The organism is Streptomyces sp. BA2 (assembly GCF_009769735.1).
In the GTDB taxonomy this organism is placed as follows: Bacteria; Actinomycetota; Actinomycetes; order Streptomycetales; family Streptomycetaceae; genus Streptomyces.
The window spans coordinates 147312-162865 of sequence record NZ_WSRO01000002.1 but is presented as its reverse complement, the minus strand read 5'-3'; the positions used below and the strand labels follow the sequence as shown (position 1 = coordinate 162865).

General features: G+C 71.1%; 7 protein-coding genes and 1 pseudogene. 2 read left to right on the top strand and 6 right to left on the bottom strand.

The window, feature by feature from the left end; all coding sequences use genetic code 11:
* Window positions 1–8 precede the first annotated feature (8 nt).
* A complete protein-coding gene (locus E5671_RS03305; RefSeq protein WP_160502353.1) occupies window positions 9–1253 on the bottom strand; it encodes an ROK family transcriptional regulator in 1245 nt (414 codons plus the stop codon).
* Between the two features lie 522 nt (window positions 1254–1775).
* Between E5671_RS03305 and E5671_RS03300 the strand changes: the two genes are divergently transcribed.
* Both E5671_RS03300 and E5671_RS03295 read left to right on the top strand, forming a co-directional pair.
* On the top strand, window positions 1776–1970 hold the full coding sequence (locus E5671_RS03300) for a hypothetical protein (protein ID WP_160502352.1): 195 nt from the start codon (window positions 1776–1778) through the stop codon (window positions 1968–1970).
* Window positions 1971–2006: 36 nt separating this feature from the next.
* Window positions 2007–3365 (top strand): 2,3-diphosphoglycerate synthetase, encoded by a 1359-nt coding sequence (locus E5671_RS03295; protein ID WP_160502351.1) that lies wholly within the window; start codon window positions 2007–2009, stop codon window positions 3363–3365.
* Window positions 3366–3944: 579 nt separating this feature from the next.
* Here the strand turns inward: E5671_RS03295 and E5671_RS03290 are convergent.
* The 5 genes and pseudogenes from E5671_RS03290 to E5671_RS03275 all read right to left on the bottom strand — a co-directional run bounded on the left by E5671_RS03290 (window position 3945) and on the right by E5671_RS03275 (window position 15477).
* A complete protein-coding gene (locus E5671_RS03290; RefSeq protein WP_160502350.1) occupies window positions 3945–4469 on the bottom strand; it encodes a hypothetical protein in 525 nt (174 codons plus the stop codon).
* A gap of 398 nt (window positions 4470–4867) precedes the next feature.
* A complete protein-coding gene (locus tag E5671_RS03285; RefSeq protein ID WP_160502349.1) occupies window positions 4868–5608 on the bottom strand; it encodes a 2OG-Fe dioxygenase family protein in 741 nt (246 codons plus the stop codon).
* Between the two features lie 462 nt (window positions 5609–6070).
* Window positions 6071–6130, bottom strand: a pseudogene (locus tag E5671_RS45975) (hypothetical protein); the annotation flags it as partial.
* The gene (locus tag E5671_RS45970) at window positions 6127–6318 is read right to left on the bottom strand and encodes a hypothetical protein (protein ID WP_237330077.1); all 192 of its coding nucleotides are present in this window, start codon (window positions 6316–6318) and stop codon (window positions 6127–6129) included. The pseudogene E5671_RS45975 and the gene E5671_RS45970, both read right to left, overlap by 4 nt.
* A gap of 585 nt (window positions 6319–6903) precedes the next feature.
* The gene (locus E5671_RS03275; RefSeq protein WP_160502348.1) at window positions 6904–15477 is read right to left on the bottom strand and encodes a type I polyketide synthase; all 8574 of its coding nucleotides are present in this window, start codon (window positions 15475–15477) and stop codon (window positions 6904–6906) included.
* Between the last annotated feature and the right edge of the window lie 77 nt (window positions 15478–15554).

The window sequence follows — 15554 nt, the reverse complement described above, 5'->3', positions numbered from 1 at the left end:
CCGAGGTGTCAGTCCGCCACGCGCTCCACGTACGCAGCCGGGTCCGCCAGGACCTCGCGCACCACGCGCGCTGCCGCGCCCCGCGCCGCGTCACCGGACGAGGACGAGGCCCGCAGCCGCTTGCCACCCGGCGTCCACAGACCCGACACCACACGGGCGGTCAACTCCCCATCGGCGGCGGGGGCGAGCCACGGCATGAGGTCGCGGAAGACACCGCCCAGAATCACCGCGTCCGGGTCGATGAGATTCACCGCCCCCGAGAGCACCCGGCCAAGCCTGCGCCCGGCCTCCTCGATCGCGTTCCGGGCTTGCGGCTCGCCCTCGCGCGCCAGGCGCTCCAGCTCCGCGAGCCCGGTCAGGCCCGCGCTCTCGTCGAGACCCGCCGCCCTCAACAGCGCCGCCTGTCCCGCGTACTGCTCCAGACAGCCCCGCGCACCGCAGCGGCACTCGGGACCGTCCGGCTCCACCACAACATGCCCGATCTCACCGGCGAACCCGTGGGCACCGCGCAGGAGTTGACCGTTCAGCACCAGGGCGCCGCCGATACCGATCTCGCCGGTCAGGTAGATGAAGCTGGTCACGCGGTCGTCGCTGTCGCCGAACCACAGCTCGGCCATGGCCGCCAGGTTCGCCTCGTTGTCGGCGCTGACCGGCAGTGCGCGGTGGGTGGGATGCAGCGCCGTCAACGCCTGTGCGAACAGTCCCTCCACGGCCACCCGGTTCCAGCCCAGGTTCGGCGCCTGCCGCACCGAACCACCGGAGACCAGGGCGGGCAGGGCCAGTTCGGCACCGACGGGGCGAAGCTTCTGCTCCGTGGCGGACTCGATGGCCCGTGACGCGAGCCGCGCCGCCCGGGCCAGGACCGTGGCGGGCGGGGCGCCCCGGTTGTCGGTGCGCTCCACCAGGCGTACGCGGTCGGTGCCTGCGAGGTCGATGACGCACACCGTCACGTAGTCGATGTTGATCTCGACCCCGAGTCCGGCGGGCCCGGTCCGCGCCACCTGCAACGCCGTGCCCGGCCGCCCCGCCTGCCCGCTGAACGTCTTGCCCCACTCGGTGAGGAACCCCTCGGTGAGGAGCTGATCCACGAGCGAGGACACCGCGGCCCGGGTCAGCCCCACCCGCGCGGCCACCCCGGCGCGCGTCGTCTCACCGGCGTCATGGACCGTGCGCAGCACCAGGCTCAGGTTGTGCCGCCGTACGGTCGCCTTGTCGGCCTTGGACGGCGCGGCGGACGGATCGTTGCTGTTCATCGTGGGTCCGACCCTATGCGAAGGGCCGTGACGACCTGCACTGCCGTGGCTGAGCCTGGTGCCTCGGGTCGAAGCGCTGACCCACGGCAACCACGATGCGGACGTACGCGGCCTCGCGTCGCTCCCGCGTCCGGGACGGACGTGCCGAGCCGCCGGGGGATCGCGGCCACGCCGTCAAGGATTGCCCCCAGCCCGACCAGACTCACGATGATCTTCACCGCACGCACACTGCTGTGGCGGAAAGCGGGGGAGGGGCGATGGCGACGCGCCGGGAACGGGCCGGCGACACCCGCCAAGGTGACGGCTCAACACCACGCGACGTTCCCGGCGTTGGCGAGAAGGCATACGCCGAGGCCCGCTCCGAGTCCGCCTCCAGCGGCCGACCCGGACGCCGCGCCAAGGCCGAGCTGCCGTCCTTCTCGGCAAGGACGTCCTCAGCGTCGAATACGTTGCCCAGCCGAGCACCCCCGAGCGCGCTCGCGAGGTCGCCGTGGCCACGTCGGCAACAGTGCTGGGGGGACTGTGAGCAGCCGTAACCGCACCCGCACGGCCCTGCTGACAGCGCTGTCGATCGTGCTGATCGTCCTGGCCAGTGGCGTGGTGAGCATCTGGTTCCACCGTGACGAGGAGTCCGACCGCCGCGCTCGGGTCGACCAGCAGCACCCTTCCCCGACGGCCGCCCTCCCGGACTCGTTCGTCACCGGCCCGCCACGGTGACCACCCGGTCCGCTTGCAAGGGCTGCAAGGACCGTGGTGAGACTGGCTGCTGACGTATCCCAGAGCCGATCCGCTCCGCAGGCGGGCGATGGACCGCCGAAGCTCCGGGCACGGGCTGCGCCATCGGCCTTTTCCCTTCGCGAGGCGGGAGAGCATCCCGTCCTTGCCCTGCTGGCCGGTGGCCGCGAGAAGCTCGGTCAGCGTCGGCTGGAGGTCGGAGTACCGGTCGAGACGCCGGAAGACGCCGAGGCCGGGCTCGCCGAGGCGCTCTCTCGAACCGGCGCCGGTACCGTCTTCGACCTGTCCGACGCCCCGGTCCTGAGCAACGCCCGCCGTTGCCGCATGGCCTCCATCGCCCTGTGGCAAAGAGCCACATACCGTGGAGCGGACTTCACGTTCACTCCGCCACCTCGCCCGCCGGTCGGAGGGGTGCCGTCCGTGGCAGTCCTGGGCATGGGCAAACGGATGGGCAAGACTGCACTGACTGGCCACGCGGCCCGCGTATGGCGTGACAGCGGTCTGTCTCCGGTAGTGGTCGCGATGGGGCGCGGAGGGCCGAGTGAACCTCAAGTCCTGGGGCGGGGGTCGGAGTTGACGCCACGCGTCCTGCTGGACTGGGTGGCACGGGGCCGGCACGCAGCCAGCGACTACGTCGAGGGCGCGCTGTTCGCGGGCGTGCCGACGGTGGGAACCTGGCGCGCGGGCGGTGGTCTTGCGGGGGCGACGTGCTTCGATGACTACCGGCGGGCTCTTGAGCGTGCCCTGGAGTTGGCCCCGGGGCTGCTCGTCCTGGAATCCAGCGGCTGTGCGGTACCGCCCGCCCGCACCGATGCCGGGCTACTGGTCGTCGGAGCCGAGACAAGCCCCGCGGACCTGTTCGGTTATTTCGGTCTGTACCGCACGCTGCTGGCCGACCTGATCGTGCTCACCAAGTGCGAGCACGATGCTGACAGGCAGCACCTCGCCGCGCTGGAAACCATCGTCCGGGAAACGCCCTCCCCACCCGAGGTCATCAGGACCGTCTTCCGCCCACGCCCGCTCGACGGCGTGGCAGGCAAGCGTGTGTGGTTCGCCACCACCGCCGACCCGCGGTACGGGCCTGTCCTGCGGCAGCATCTCGAAGACGCCCACGGGGCAGAGGTGACCGGCCTCAGCCACGCGCTCGCGGATCGCGACCGACTACGCGTCGACCTGGACACGCAGGCCGCCCGCGGCGCGGAGGTGCTGGCTGTGGAGTTGAAGGCGGCAGCCGTGGACGTGGTCACCCAGTGCGCGACCGAGCGCGATGTCGAGGTGGTGTACGTCGAGAACCGGCCCGTCGCACCCGATGGGGCGGCGGTCGACGCGCCCTTCCTCGCGCTGTCCGAGTCAGCCCTCACGCGGTACCGGGCATGAGCAAGCACCGGCATGAGCAAGCACCGGGTATGGGCGATAGCCCGACAACGGACAAGCCTGGTCCCCCGGACAGTCCGTAACGGTTCATCGCGCGGCGGGCAGCAACGCAAGATCCCATCCTTCAGGCCGCGGGGCATTACCTGTGCAGGCGTGGCGGCCCCTGCTTGGCCAACCGAGTGGGGCACCTGGCAAATGTCGGGAGAACCGTCCAACTTCTGCTGCCAGATCGCATCGCGAACATGTCTGCAAGCGGACGTCGGGCAGTCCCTGCTGTACACCCCGTACGGCGAGCGCCGCACCCGCCGCTTCGGCTGGGCGGCATCGAGACCATCGACGCGTGATGGACTTGGCGGTCGTGTCGTCGTCTCAGCCGACTGAGTCCACGGTGAAAGGTGCACGTCACGCCACTGCAGGGCTCGTACTGAGCAACGCGCGGCCCCGCAGGGGAGACGGAGTGCCTTCGCCGACTGCGTCGGTCTCGCACCGCGATAGCGGGCGGACCCGGCGCCCGTCACATCGGTGGCAGCCCAGCCACAGCGCGGGCGCCCCCCCCGGCTGTGGTCGACCAGCGCCAGCTGGTCAGCGCAGGACGAGGTCGACGCGATTGTGGGGGAGAGTGGTGGTGACGTAGTGCTCTTCGATGGCTTGCCAGCAGGCGAGCCACGCCAGTCGCTCTGGAGACTGGCCGCGGGCGTGCAGCCGGGTCCGGCAGAGGTCGGGTGGCGTGTCGAGGAAGACGGTCAACTCGTAGAGGGCGGCAAGTTCCGGACGGGCGACGAAGACTCCTTCGACGATCACGAGTCGGCCAGGTTCGATTTCTACCGTGCTGTGTTCGGGAGTCGAGTTGGTATCGGGGTCGTAACGCCGGTAGCGGGCCGGCCGTCCGCCCCGCAGGGGCGACAGGACCTGTCTTTGGAGACGGTCTACGTCGAAGAGCGACTGGTATCCCTCCTGGGCGCCGAGCGTGAGGCGCGCCTGCCAGCTCATCGGCCGCAGGAAGTCGTCCCCGTGGACGATCGCTGCCCCGCGGGGGCCGCCGAGGTGTGCGGCGATGTCTGCCGCGAGGGTGGTCTTGCCGGCGCCAGCGCGTCCGTCGAGGGCCACCAGCCCCCCGCCGGTTAGACCGAGGGGCGCGCTGGCCTGGACGACCGCCGTAACAAAATGGTCCGTCACTTCACGGCGGCTGGGGCATGTCGGCGGGAGCGAATCCATGCTCGAAGGTTGTACCGCTCACGCAGCCGACGCGGCGCGCCAGCTGCGGCACGAAGTTCACCGACGAACGGTGGTAGGCGCTCGAGCCCGCCCGGTGGGGCGCCCCACGGGAGACCCGCCGCCGAACGCCAAACCGAGCACACTCAGCCTGATCATCAGGAGCACGACCAGGCCGTGCCCGGGCAGAAGGCCGACGGCACCTGGCTCTCCCGCTTCCGCACATGATGCGGGTGCTGGCGTATCGGGGCGGTCTTGGACAACCGGGCGCCCCGATTCCACAGCCCTACGGGTCATCGGGCCGTCAGTGTGGTGACCAGTACGTCACGCTGGGCTGGGGAGGCGGCGTCCAGCGGGTGGATCGGGGTCACTTCGTGGAAAGTGCTGCGGTCGTCTCCCAGGAGCAAGGCCCCTGGATCCCTGAGTGTGGTGGTCAGGAGGTGTCTGCCGCGCGGCGTGAAGACGGAGCTTTGTCCACCGGCCGCGTTGGTTCGTGCTACCAGCAGCGAGGACACAAGAGTCACCCCGTCCCGGTGCCTGCCCTCCGGCGTCGGCTCTCCGGTATTACCCGGTAGGGCCGTCACGCGGAAGAGGTGGACGTTCACGCTCCACTCGGCCGCGTGTACGATCCCGGCAGCCACTCGGCCCAGCATGGACAGCAGTGCGGTCAGGACGGGCTCCGCGCAGAATGCCTCGGTGAGGGGGGCGAGGTGACGGTCCTTGTCAATGTAGAGGGGGTTGGACTGTTCGCCCTGGCGGAAGGGGACGTGGGGCATTGGTGTGACGTGGCCGTCCCGTGTGAGGGAGAAGCGGCCGTAGCGGCGCAGGCGAAGGGTACCTTCGCGAGCCGCATAGGCGTCAGGTCCAAGGTCCTCCCAGTGGCTGGCGAAGCGCTTCCAGGCCCCGGTATCCACCTCCAGACATCCCAGCAGGTCGTCCGCCGCCACCAGGTACACACCCGTCGAGGACAGAGAACGGTACGCGAGCTGCGTCATCGCGTCGCGCGCCGTCGTACCGCAGGCTTCCTCTTCCATTCCCTCCATGCTTGGCCCAGGGACTGACTGTTCGCATCCGCTCGTACGCTGGTTGGCTACCGGGCATACCGCCTGCTCCCCGGTCCTCGACCTCGACCTCGACAGGGCGGGCGGTGATGGACACCAGGCCGCGGATGATGCGCCGCCCGGTAGGTCGATGGGCCATCTTCGGGCGGCGCATGGCCGGGCTGACCGCAGGCGCTGAGTGAGGCTGCGGTCGATTGCGTGGCGGCGACGAGGGTCGTGGAGCGAGAGGTAGATCGCTTCGTGCGAGAGCCAGCTTCGCCTCCACCAGGGCACGCAGAGCCGGTCGTTGGGCGAGCTTGGACGCTGCTTGGGCCGGCGCCCGCGCGCGTAGGCGGCCTCATCGGCGGATGCGGCACCGTAGCGGTCCCGGCCTCCGTTTCGGGTGATCTCGCGGGGGACGGTCGAGGGCGATCGGCCCAGCCGCCTGGCCAACTGCCGGCCAGATTCCCTGGCGGCGATGCCGCGGGATATCTCTTCGCGCTCGCTGCCGTTCAAATGCCGCTCTGATCGCTGCTGCGGGGTGAGGCGTCGCCGCCGCTCTGGTGCAGGAACCGACGGGCGTTCTGCATCGGTGCCCCAAGCGCCCGCCCGATCAAGCTGAACGATTGCCCCTCGCGCCAGCGTCTCCAGATCTCATCCTGCTGAGCCGGCGAAAACCCGTAGTCACGCACCTGTGCCTCCACGATCACATGATCATCCGTGGGTGGTGCGTTGATCACCTGAGGGTGCCGCTGACGTGACTGGTCTGATCAGCAACGACGACAGCCAGGGTCAGGGCCGCCACAGCTGCGGCACGACCAAAGGCGCCTGTCAGGCCCCTAATCGGCACGGCCAGATGTAGCGCATCTCCCTACTTCTCAAGGAGGCTCCGCGTTATCTCCTGCTGTCAAGCGCCGCCCCGCAGCCGAAGGAGCACGCGGCATGAGTTCCTCAGCCGTCCCCGGCAACGGGTGCCGCCACCGCGATGCTGCTCGTCGACCCTCGCCGGGCGTCCCAGGGACCGCACCAAGTGCGTGACCTCGCTGAGGAGTTCATTGCGTCCGGCCGAGGGCAACGCGGCCGCGCGGTACGGACTCCAGGCTGCGGCGCCCCTCCCGGGCGGCCCGCTTTCGGGGCGGCGCTGACGCCGCGACCATTGGGGCGGTCGGAGGGGGGCGAGGCCTTCGAAGTGAAGCCACCGTCCAGGCGGAGGGCACGCGGATGCCGTGCGGCGCGCTGGCCAATCGGCTGCCGTCCGGCTTCCCCGTCGTGGCCCTGAGGCCCGCGTCTCAGGAGGCGTCCACTCGGAGGTGCTCCGAGAGCCAGGTGTGGATGGCCAGCGCTGTCGTGCGGGAATGATCCTCAAGAACGGTGAAGTGGTCGCCGGGCACGGTGATCTCGAAGTGCGGCAGGTTCCATGGTTCGGCTGCTTCGATGCCCGGCAGGCGGTCTCCGGCCCGGACGAAGAGGGTGGGGGCCGACAGGGAGGCCGGCTTCCAGCCGGCGTAGAGCTCCAGGTAGCCGGCCATCGCAGTGAGCCGGTCGGTCTCGACCGAGGCGAACTGCGAGGCGTTCTCCAGCATGCCTGCGGTCATCGCCGAGAGCGCGGGTCCGTCGCCGCCGGGGCCTCCTGAACTGCTTTCCGCGCCGGGATAGGTGTCGATCAGGACGACAGCGGAGGGAATCAGGCCCATGCTCTCAAGCTTCTCGGCGACCGCGTGTGCCACCCATCCGCCGGCCGACCGCCCCAGCAGGACGAACGGCTCGTCTCCGACGCACGCGTGCACGGCGGAGGCCTGTGCCGCCACGAAGGCATCGAGTGTGGCGGGCAACAGTTCCTCCGGCAGGAAGCCCGGGTTCGGCAGTACCGAAACCGGGCGCCGGTCCTGGAGGGCCGACCCCAATCGGGTGTATTCGTGCGGCCCAGACAGTGCGCTGAGGGCGGGGAAACAGATCAGGCGGGTCCCGGAGCCCCCCGTCGCAAGGGTGACGGCCGCGGGCGGCGAGCCAAGGACCGCGGCGTCTTCGAACACCTCACGGAGACGTGCGGCTATCGTCAGGAGGGCCATCCCGTCCCACGCCTTGCCACGGGCGCACGCCGTACGGAAGAGCGCGGACAAGGAGTCGGCGGCGTTCGTGGCCTTCGGAGCCGAAGTACTCAGCGACGCACCCTCCTGCCGCTGTGGTGCGGCCAACGCGCCCGATGATTCAGGGGTGTTCAAGGACCAGAGCTCATCCAAGTGGGCGGCAACGGCGCGCGGCGTCGGGTAGTCGAACAGGAGCGTGGCAGGCAAGGCGAGGCCCGTCAGCGCGGCGAGCCGGTTGCGCAGCTCGACCGCGGCCAGTGAGTCGAGGCCCAGCTCGGCCAGCGCGCGGTCCGCCTCGACCGCACAATCCCCCGAGCCATGGCCGAGCGCCAGGGCGGCTTCCGCTCGGACCTGCGAGAGGAGCAGCGCACCGCGTTCGACCGCGGGCATGGCGGCCAGCCGTCGGCGCAGGGAGTCCTCACCTCCGGTGCCGGGCCCTGCCAGCGATGCGGAGGCCCTCCGTACGGGCCCTCGGCCCGGTACACGTGAGAGCGGTGCCCCGGGGTCCGCGGATGCCGCCGCTGCCGCCGGGTCGAGACGCGCGGCCACCAGGGCCGCCTCCTGTCCTTCGATGGCGGCGTCGAAGAGCGAAAGGCCCTCCTCGGTCCGCAGCGGGAGGAAACCGGAACGGGCCATCCTGCGCAGGTCCGCGCCCCGGAGCCCGGCCGTCATCCCGCCGCTCTGCTGCCATGGCCCCCAGGCGAGAGAGGTGCCGGGCAGCCCGAGCACCCTGCGGTGCTGTGCCAGCGCGTCCAGGAACGAGTTCGCCGCCGCGTAGTTGCCCTGCCCACCGGAGCCGAACACCCCGGCCACCGACGAGAACAGGGCGAACACCGCCAGGTCGCAGCTCCGGGTCAACTCGTGCAGGGCCAGGCCCGCGTCCACCTTCGGCCGCAGTACGCGGTCCAGCCGCTCCTGGGTGAGCGCGGGCACCACTCCGTCGTCCAGGACCCCCGCGGTGTGCACCACTCCGGTCAGTGGGTGTGCCTCCGGAACGCTCGCGAGCAGGGCGGCGAGCGCCGTGCGGTCGGCGACGTCGCAGGCCGCGAAGGTGACCTCTGCGCCCAGTCCGGTGAGGTCCGCGCCGAGTTCGGCGGCACCGGGCGCGTCCGCTCCGCGCCGTCCCACGAGCAACAGGTGACGTACGCCGTGTGCGACCACGAGGTGACGGGCGAACAGCATGCCCAGGGAGCCGGTGCCCCCGGTCACCAGGACGGTGCCATCCGGGTGCAGCCGCCGCGGTGCGCCATCGGCCGCCGCAGCGGTCGCCGTCACCGGCGTTGCCGTTGCCGCCTGGGTTGCGCGGACCAGTCTCGGTACGTACGCGACACCGTGGCGTATGGCCGTCTGCGGCTCGGTACTCATCAGGGCTCGGGCCAAGGCGCCCGCGGACTCGGGGTGGTCGTCGATGTCGATCAGCGAGAAGCGGCCCGGGTTCTCGGTCTGCGCCGAGCGGAGCAGCCCCCACACAGGTGCATGGACTAGTGCGGCATCGTCGTTGGTGATGCTCGCGTCCGGATCGGCTCCGGGGGTGATGACGCCCGAGGTAACGAGGCCGGAGGTGACGGCGCCCGAAGTGAGCACGGCGAGACGTGAGTTGGCGAGTCGGTCTTCGGCGAGCCAGTTCTGTACGAGCCGCAGCGCCCAGCCGGTTGCGCGGTGTGCGGCCGACGCACGGTCAGGTTCGTCCACCCTCGTGAGCGGTGGGCAGGCGATCACGACGGCCGGTGCGTCGGGTGCCGCCGAAGCAGGGTCCGTGTAGACCGTCGGCCGGATGCCCAATTGCGCGAGTGCGCCGCTCAGTTCTGGGGACGGTTCGCCGAGGAGTCCGTACAGAGGCGGCCCCGCCGGCCGCGTCGGCACCGGGGCGGCGGAATCCGGCAGAGGTGTCCACTCAAGGCGGAACAGACTGTCGCTGTGCGCGCGTACGCCGCTCAACTGCTCGGGGGCGAGCGGCCGCAGGGTGAGCGAGTGCACCGTGGCCACGGGGGCTCCGGCCTCGTCGGTCAGTTCCAGCCGGACACTCTTTCCCTTCGCTTTCCCCTCCGTTTCCCTCTTCGCCCGGGACACCCGCACCCGCAGGGCGCGGGCGCCGGACGCGTGCAGCCGCACACCGCTCCAGGCGAACGGGAGCGACAAACCCGCCCCGGTTCCGCTGCCGCGGTCGCCCTCCGGGACGGACTGATACTGATCCAGCGTCAGGGTGTGCAGTGCCGAGTCCAGCAGCGCCGGATGCAGAGTGAACAGGCCGGCGTTTACGTGTTCACCCTCCGGGAGTTCGACCTCGGCGAGGAGGTCGTCCCCCAGGCGCCAAGCGGCCCGCAGGCCCTGGAAGGCCGGCCCGTAACGGAGCCCGCCGTGCGCAAGTCCCTCGTAGAGGCCGATACCCGCCTCGGTGCCGAGCGGCAGCGGTACGGCGCCCGCCGGAGGCCATGGAGAGGGTGAGTCCGTGGAAGCCCGCTGTTCCGGAAGGCTGAAGTCCGCAGGGGTCAGGACTCCGGAGGCGTGGCGGGTCCAGGGACGGTCGTCGTAACCGGGAGCGTGCGTCCGTGCGTGGAAGACCACCGCCCGGCGCCCCTCCGCGTCGGCTCGCGCCACCTTCACCTGGAGCTCGACCGGCTCGTCGGGGGAGAGTACGAGCGGCGCCGTCAGCGTCAGTTCCTCCAGTGTGGAGGCACCCGTCCGGTCCCCGGCGTGGATCGCCATGTCGACGAAGGCCGTCGCCGGCAGGAGCACCGTGTCCAGCACCGCGTGGTCGGCGAGCCAGGGCTGATCACCCAGGGACAGCCGGCCGCTCAGCAGCAGGCCGTCGTCGTCCGCCGTCGACGTCACCGCCCGGAGGAAGGGGTGGGGCTCGGGGCCGGGCTCAGCCGCGGATGTCGACGAGTCGGCCGCCGTAGCGGATCCGGCCGAGTCGGCCTCGAGCCAGTATCGCTCGCGCTGGAACGCGTAGGTGGGCAGCGCCGTGTGCCGTGCGCCGCGTCCGGCGAAGACCGCGCGCCAGTCCACGTCCACACCGTGGGCGTGGAGTGCGGCCACGGTGGCGAGCAGTGCCGCTGCCTCCGGCCGCGGGCCGCGCAGCGTCGGGACGACCAGCGGTTCGGGGCCGTCCGTACCGTCGCCGGATGCCACCGCCGCCGGGTCGGCGGTGGCCGCGTTCGCCGTGGCCTCGTCCGCCGTGGCCGTCGGGCGGCGGCCGGAGAGACAGTCGCGCGCCAGACCCGCGAGGACGCTGTTCGGGCCGAGCTCCACGAAGTGCGTGGCCCCCCGCTCCCGTAGGTACCGCACCGAGTCGGCGAATCGGACCGGTCGGCGTACGTGGTCCACCCAGTACCGCGGCGAGCAGATCTCCTCGGTGGTCGCGGGCCGGTCCACCACCGCGGTGACGAAGGGCAGTTGCGGAGGGGAGTAGGTGATCCCCTGCGCGACTAGGCCGAAGGCATCGATCATGGGTTCCATGTGCGCCGAGTGGAAGGCGTGGCTCACCCGCAGCCGGGTGGTCTCGCGGCCTTGTTCGCGCCAGTACGCGATGGCCTCCAGCACTGCGGATTCGTCCCCGGAGACAACGACGGAGCGACCGTTCACGGCTGAGATGTCCACCCTTGGGGCACTGTCCACGCCTCGGGTGCGGTCCGCTCCGCCTGCCAGGTACGAGGTGACCTCGCTTTCGTTGGCCTGAACCGACGCCATCGCCCCACCGGTTGGCAGGGCGTCCATCAGCCGACCCCGCGCCGCGACCAAGGTGCAGGCGTCCGCGAGGGACAGCACCCCGGCGACATGAGCCGCCGCCAGTTCGCCGACCGAGTGCCCTGCCACCATGTCGGGGCGTACGCCCCAGGACTCCAGCAGCCGGAACAGGGAGACCTCCAGAGCGAAGAGTGCGGGCTGCGCGAAGCGCGTTGTGTGCAGGAGCGCGCCGAGCCCGCCGAGCACGCCCGCTCGCGAGCCGCCGACACACTCGGCACTTCCCGTGCCGTCACCTTCGATGTTCTCGGCGGTATCGGCGGATTCGGCGGTTTCGGCGGCGAACACCACGTCCCGCAGCGGCTCCGGCAGAAGCGGGTCCAGCAGGGCGCATATCTCGTCGAAGGAACGGGCGTAGACGGGGTGCGCCTCGTACAGTTCCCGGCCCATGCCGGTCCGCTGGCTGCCCTGCCCGGTGAACATGAAGACGACAGGGCCCGCCGGGCGGGGGCCGCTCGTGGCCAGGCCCGGCCGGTAGCGGCCCTCCGCCAACGCTTCGAGCGAGGCGAGCAGTTCTTCGCGGTCACGGGCGACCGGCACCGCGCGATGCTCGAAATGGGAGCGGGTCGTGGCCAGGGAGAAACCGAGGTCCAGCAGGTCTGTTCCGGGACGTTCGGCCACGTAGGCGTGCAGTCGCTGAGCCTGCGCCCGCAGCGCCGGGGCGCTCCTTGCCGACACCGGAAACGACACGGCCGCCCCCGGTACCGACCGAGCGGGCACCTGAGTGGCCGTAGTACCGCTGTCCGACCGGCCCGGGGCACCGGCACCCGACCTCTCCACGGGCGGCTGCTCGATCACCACATGCGCGTTGGTCCCGCTGATCCCGAAGGACGACACACCCGCCCGCCGGGGCCGCCCGGTCCGGGGCCAGGGCCTCGAACGGGTGAGCAGCGAGACCGCGCCCGAGGACCAGTCCACGCCGGGATTGGGCTGCTCGGCGTGGAGCGTACGCGGCAGTACGCCGTGCTCCATCGCCTGGACCATCTTCATCACGGCGGCCATGCCCGCCGCCGCCTGCGTATGCCCGATGTTGGACTTCGCCGAGCCCAGCCACAACGGATGTTCGCGTGTTCCGGCCTGCCCGCCCGCCTCCTGCCCGCCCGCCTCCGGTCCGTACGCCTCCAGGAAGGCCTTCGCCTCGATCACGTCGCCGAGCCGGGTGCCTGTGCCATGGGCCTCCACCGCGTCGATGTCCGCGGGCGCGAGGCCGGCGTCCGCCAGAGCCTGGCGGATCACCCGTTGCTGGGCCGGTCCGTGCGGCGCGGTCAGGCCGTTGCTCGCGCCGTCCTGGTTCACCGCGGAACCGCGCACCACGGCCAGGACCCGATGGCCGGCGCGCCGGGCCTCCGAGAGCCGGGTCATGAGCAGCATTCCTGCGCCTTCGGCCCATCCGGTGCCGTCCGCCGCCGCCCCGAACGCCTTGCAGCGGCCGTCGGGGGCGAGTGCGCGCTGCCTGCTGAACTCGACGAAGGAGTGGGGTGCCGACATCACGGTGGCGCCTCCGGCGAGCGCCATCGAGCACTCGCCCCTGCGCAGGGCCTGGGCTGCCAGGTGCAGGGCCACCAGGGACGACGAGCACGCCGTGTCCACGGTGACCGCAGGACCCTCCAGGCCCAGGGTGTAGGCGATACGGCCGGAGGCGACGCTGCCCGCGTTGCCGATACCGAGGTAGCCCTCCACCCGTTCCGGCGTGCGGGCGAGACGACTGGCGTAGTCGCTGTACATGAGTCCGGCGTACACACCAGTGGGGGTGGCGCGCACCGTGCCGGGATCGATCCCCGCGTGTTCGAAGGCTTCCCAGGCGACTTCGAGCAGCAATCGGTGCTGCGGATCCATGGCCAGGGCCTCGCGGGGCGAGATCCCGAAGAAGGCGGGGTCGAAGCGGTCGACGCCGGACAGGAAGCCTCCCTCGCGTACGTACGTACGTCCTGGCTGCCCGGGATCCGGGTCGTACAGCCCGTCCACGTCCCACCCCCGGTCGGTGGGGAAGGGGGTGATGGCGTCGATCCCGTCCTCGACCAGCCGCCACAGATCCTCGGGATTCTGTACGCCGCCGGGGAAACGGCACGCCATGCCGACGATGACCACGGGGTCCTCGTCCGAACCAGCTGTCTCTGCCGGACGGCTGGGCGTGGCAGTCACCGTCCCACCGGCGAGCCGCGCCCGCAGATGTGCGGCGAGCTCGGCAGCGGTGGGGAAGTCGAAGGGCGCGGCCTCGGACAGGGAGAGCCCGGTCGCCGTCGCCAAGCGGTCGCGCAGCGCCGTCGACGTCAATGAGTCAAGGCCCAGGTCACGGAACGCGGTGCTCTGCTCCACCTCGTCCACGGCGCAGCCGAGCACGGCGGCGACCTCGGCCCGCACCAGAGCCGTCAGGTCCGTCGTCTCCACCTCTTGCGGCGTGAGGGCTTGGGGCGGCAGAGGGCGCGCGGACACGTCTGCGAGGGTGTACCGCTTCACCTTGCCCGAGGCGGTACGAGGGATCGCCTCCACCTCGTAGAAGGCGGCGGGCACCTTGAACGGTGAGAGGTGTTCCCGGCAGGCGGCGAGAATCTCTCTCCTGTCGAGGGCACCGGCGTGCGCCGGAACCAGGTAAGCAGCCGGGACCTCACCGTGTACGTCGTCCGAGAGGCCGGCCACGGCGGCGTCCTGTATTCCCGGCAGCGCCAGCAGCACCGCCTCCACCTCGGAGGGATGGATGTTCTCCCCGGCCCTGATGATCAGCTCGCTGACCCGGCCCGTGAGGGTGATTTCACCGTCGGTGCCGATCCGGGCCAGGTCACCGGTGCGGTACCACCCGTCGCGCAGGACCTCGGCGGTGTCGTCGGGCCGCTGGTGGTAACCGGCCATGACACCGGGCCCGGAGACCCACAACTCGCCCTCTTTCTCGCCCTCTTCCCCGCCCTCTCCCGGGGCTTCGGAGTCGCAGCCGTCGCCGATACGCGCCCGCATACCTGGCAGCACACGGCCGCAGGAGCCGGCCGTCCTGGCGGCGCCCGGCGCCGTCATGGTGACGGGCCCCGCCTCAGTGCTTCCGTAATGATCGAGGAACGGAACCCGGCAGACTTCCTCGAAAGCCCGCTGGAAAGCGGGAGGAGCGGTCGCACCCCCGCTGACGCAGCCACGCAGGGCGGGCGCCCCAAGGCCTCCGTCCCCTACGGCGTCAACGAGCTTGCGGTACGCCGCCGGCACACCGGCCAGCAGCGTGAAAGGGTCCTCGGTCCGGCGGAGTTCAGCCAGCACGTCCGTCACGGAGAACCGCGGAAGGAGCTTGGCGGACGCGCCCGTGGCGGTCACCCCGAGGACGCACAGGAGCTGCCCCATGGCGTGGTGGAGGGGGAGGGGCCAGAGCAGGCGGTCGTCCGCCGACAGGCCGAGGACGTCGACGAAACCGGACGCCACCGACGACAGCCGGTGGCGCTGGGTGGACAGCACCCCCTTGGGCAGGCCGGTCGACCCGGAGGTGTAGAGGAGCCAGGCCACCTCGTCGAGCCCGAGATCATCCGGAGCCGGCACAGGCGGCTCGGTGACGGCCAGGGCGGCGTAGCGGAGGATGCCCGCTACGCGGGCCGAACCGCCACTCGTCTCTGCTGCCGCTGCCGTTTCCGCTGCCGGTGATCCGTCTCGTGCCCCGGCATCCTCGACGAGCACCACGCCAAGCAGGGGGCGCTCGCGCAGCAGCGGCTGCAACTGCTCCAGGGAGTTGCGGTCGGTGAAGAGGACCAGGGCCCCGCTGTCGTCCAGCAGGTGTGCCAACTCGGCGGTGGTGCTCCGCGGGTCCATCGGTACCCCGACCGCGCCCGCCCTGGTGACGGCGAGGACGCTCTCGACGGCCTCCACCCGGCTGCCCAGAAGGATCGCCGCTCGTTCCCCGTGCCGCAGACCGAGGCCGACGAGGTGTCCCGCCAGCCGGCCGGTTCGCAGTTCCAGCTCCCCGTAGGTCACCTGGGAAAGGGCGTCCTGGAAGGCGGTCTTGGAACCGAAACGCCGGGCATGCTCCCGTAGTAGATCAGGCAAGGGGCGGAGGGCGGTCATGTGCGCTGTCACCAGGATGAACGCTTCCTCTGGATACGGGAGTTGCTGTGATCACGATAGTCGACCTGCGCCGAACA

Excerpts from the sequence above, each read along its gene's own strand:
- E5671_RS03305 (WP_160502353.1), bottom strand. The coding sequence starts at position 1,253 with ATGAACAGCAACGATCCGTCCGCCGCGCCGTCCAAGGCCGACAAGGCG.
- E5671_RS03285 (WP_160502349.1), bottom strand. The coding sequence starts at position 5,608 with ATGGAAGAGGAAGCCTGCGGTACGACGGCGCGCGACGCGATGACGCAG.
- E5671_RS03275 (WP_160502348.1), bottom strand. The coding sequence starts at position 15,477 with ATGACCGCCCTCCGCCCCTTGCCTGATCTACTACGGGAGCATGCCCGG.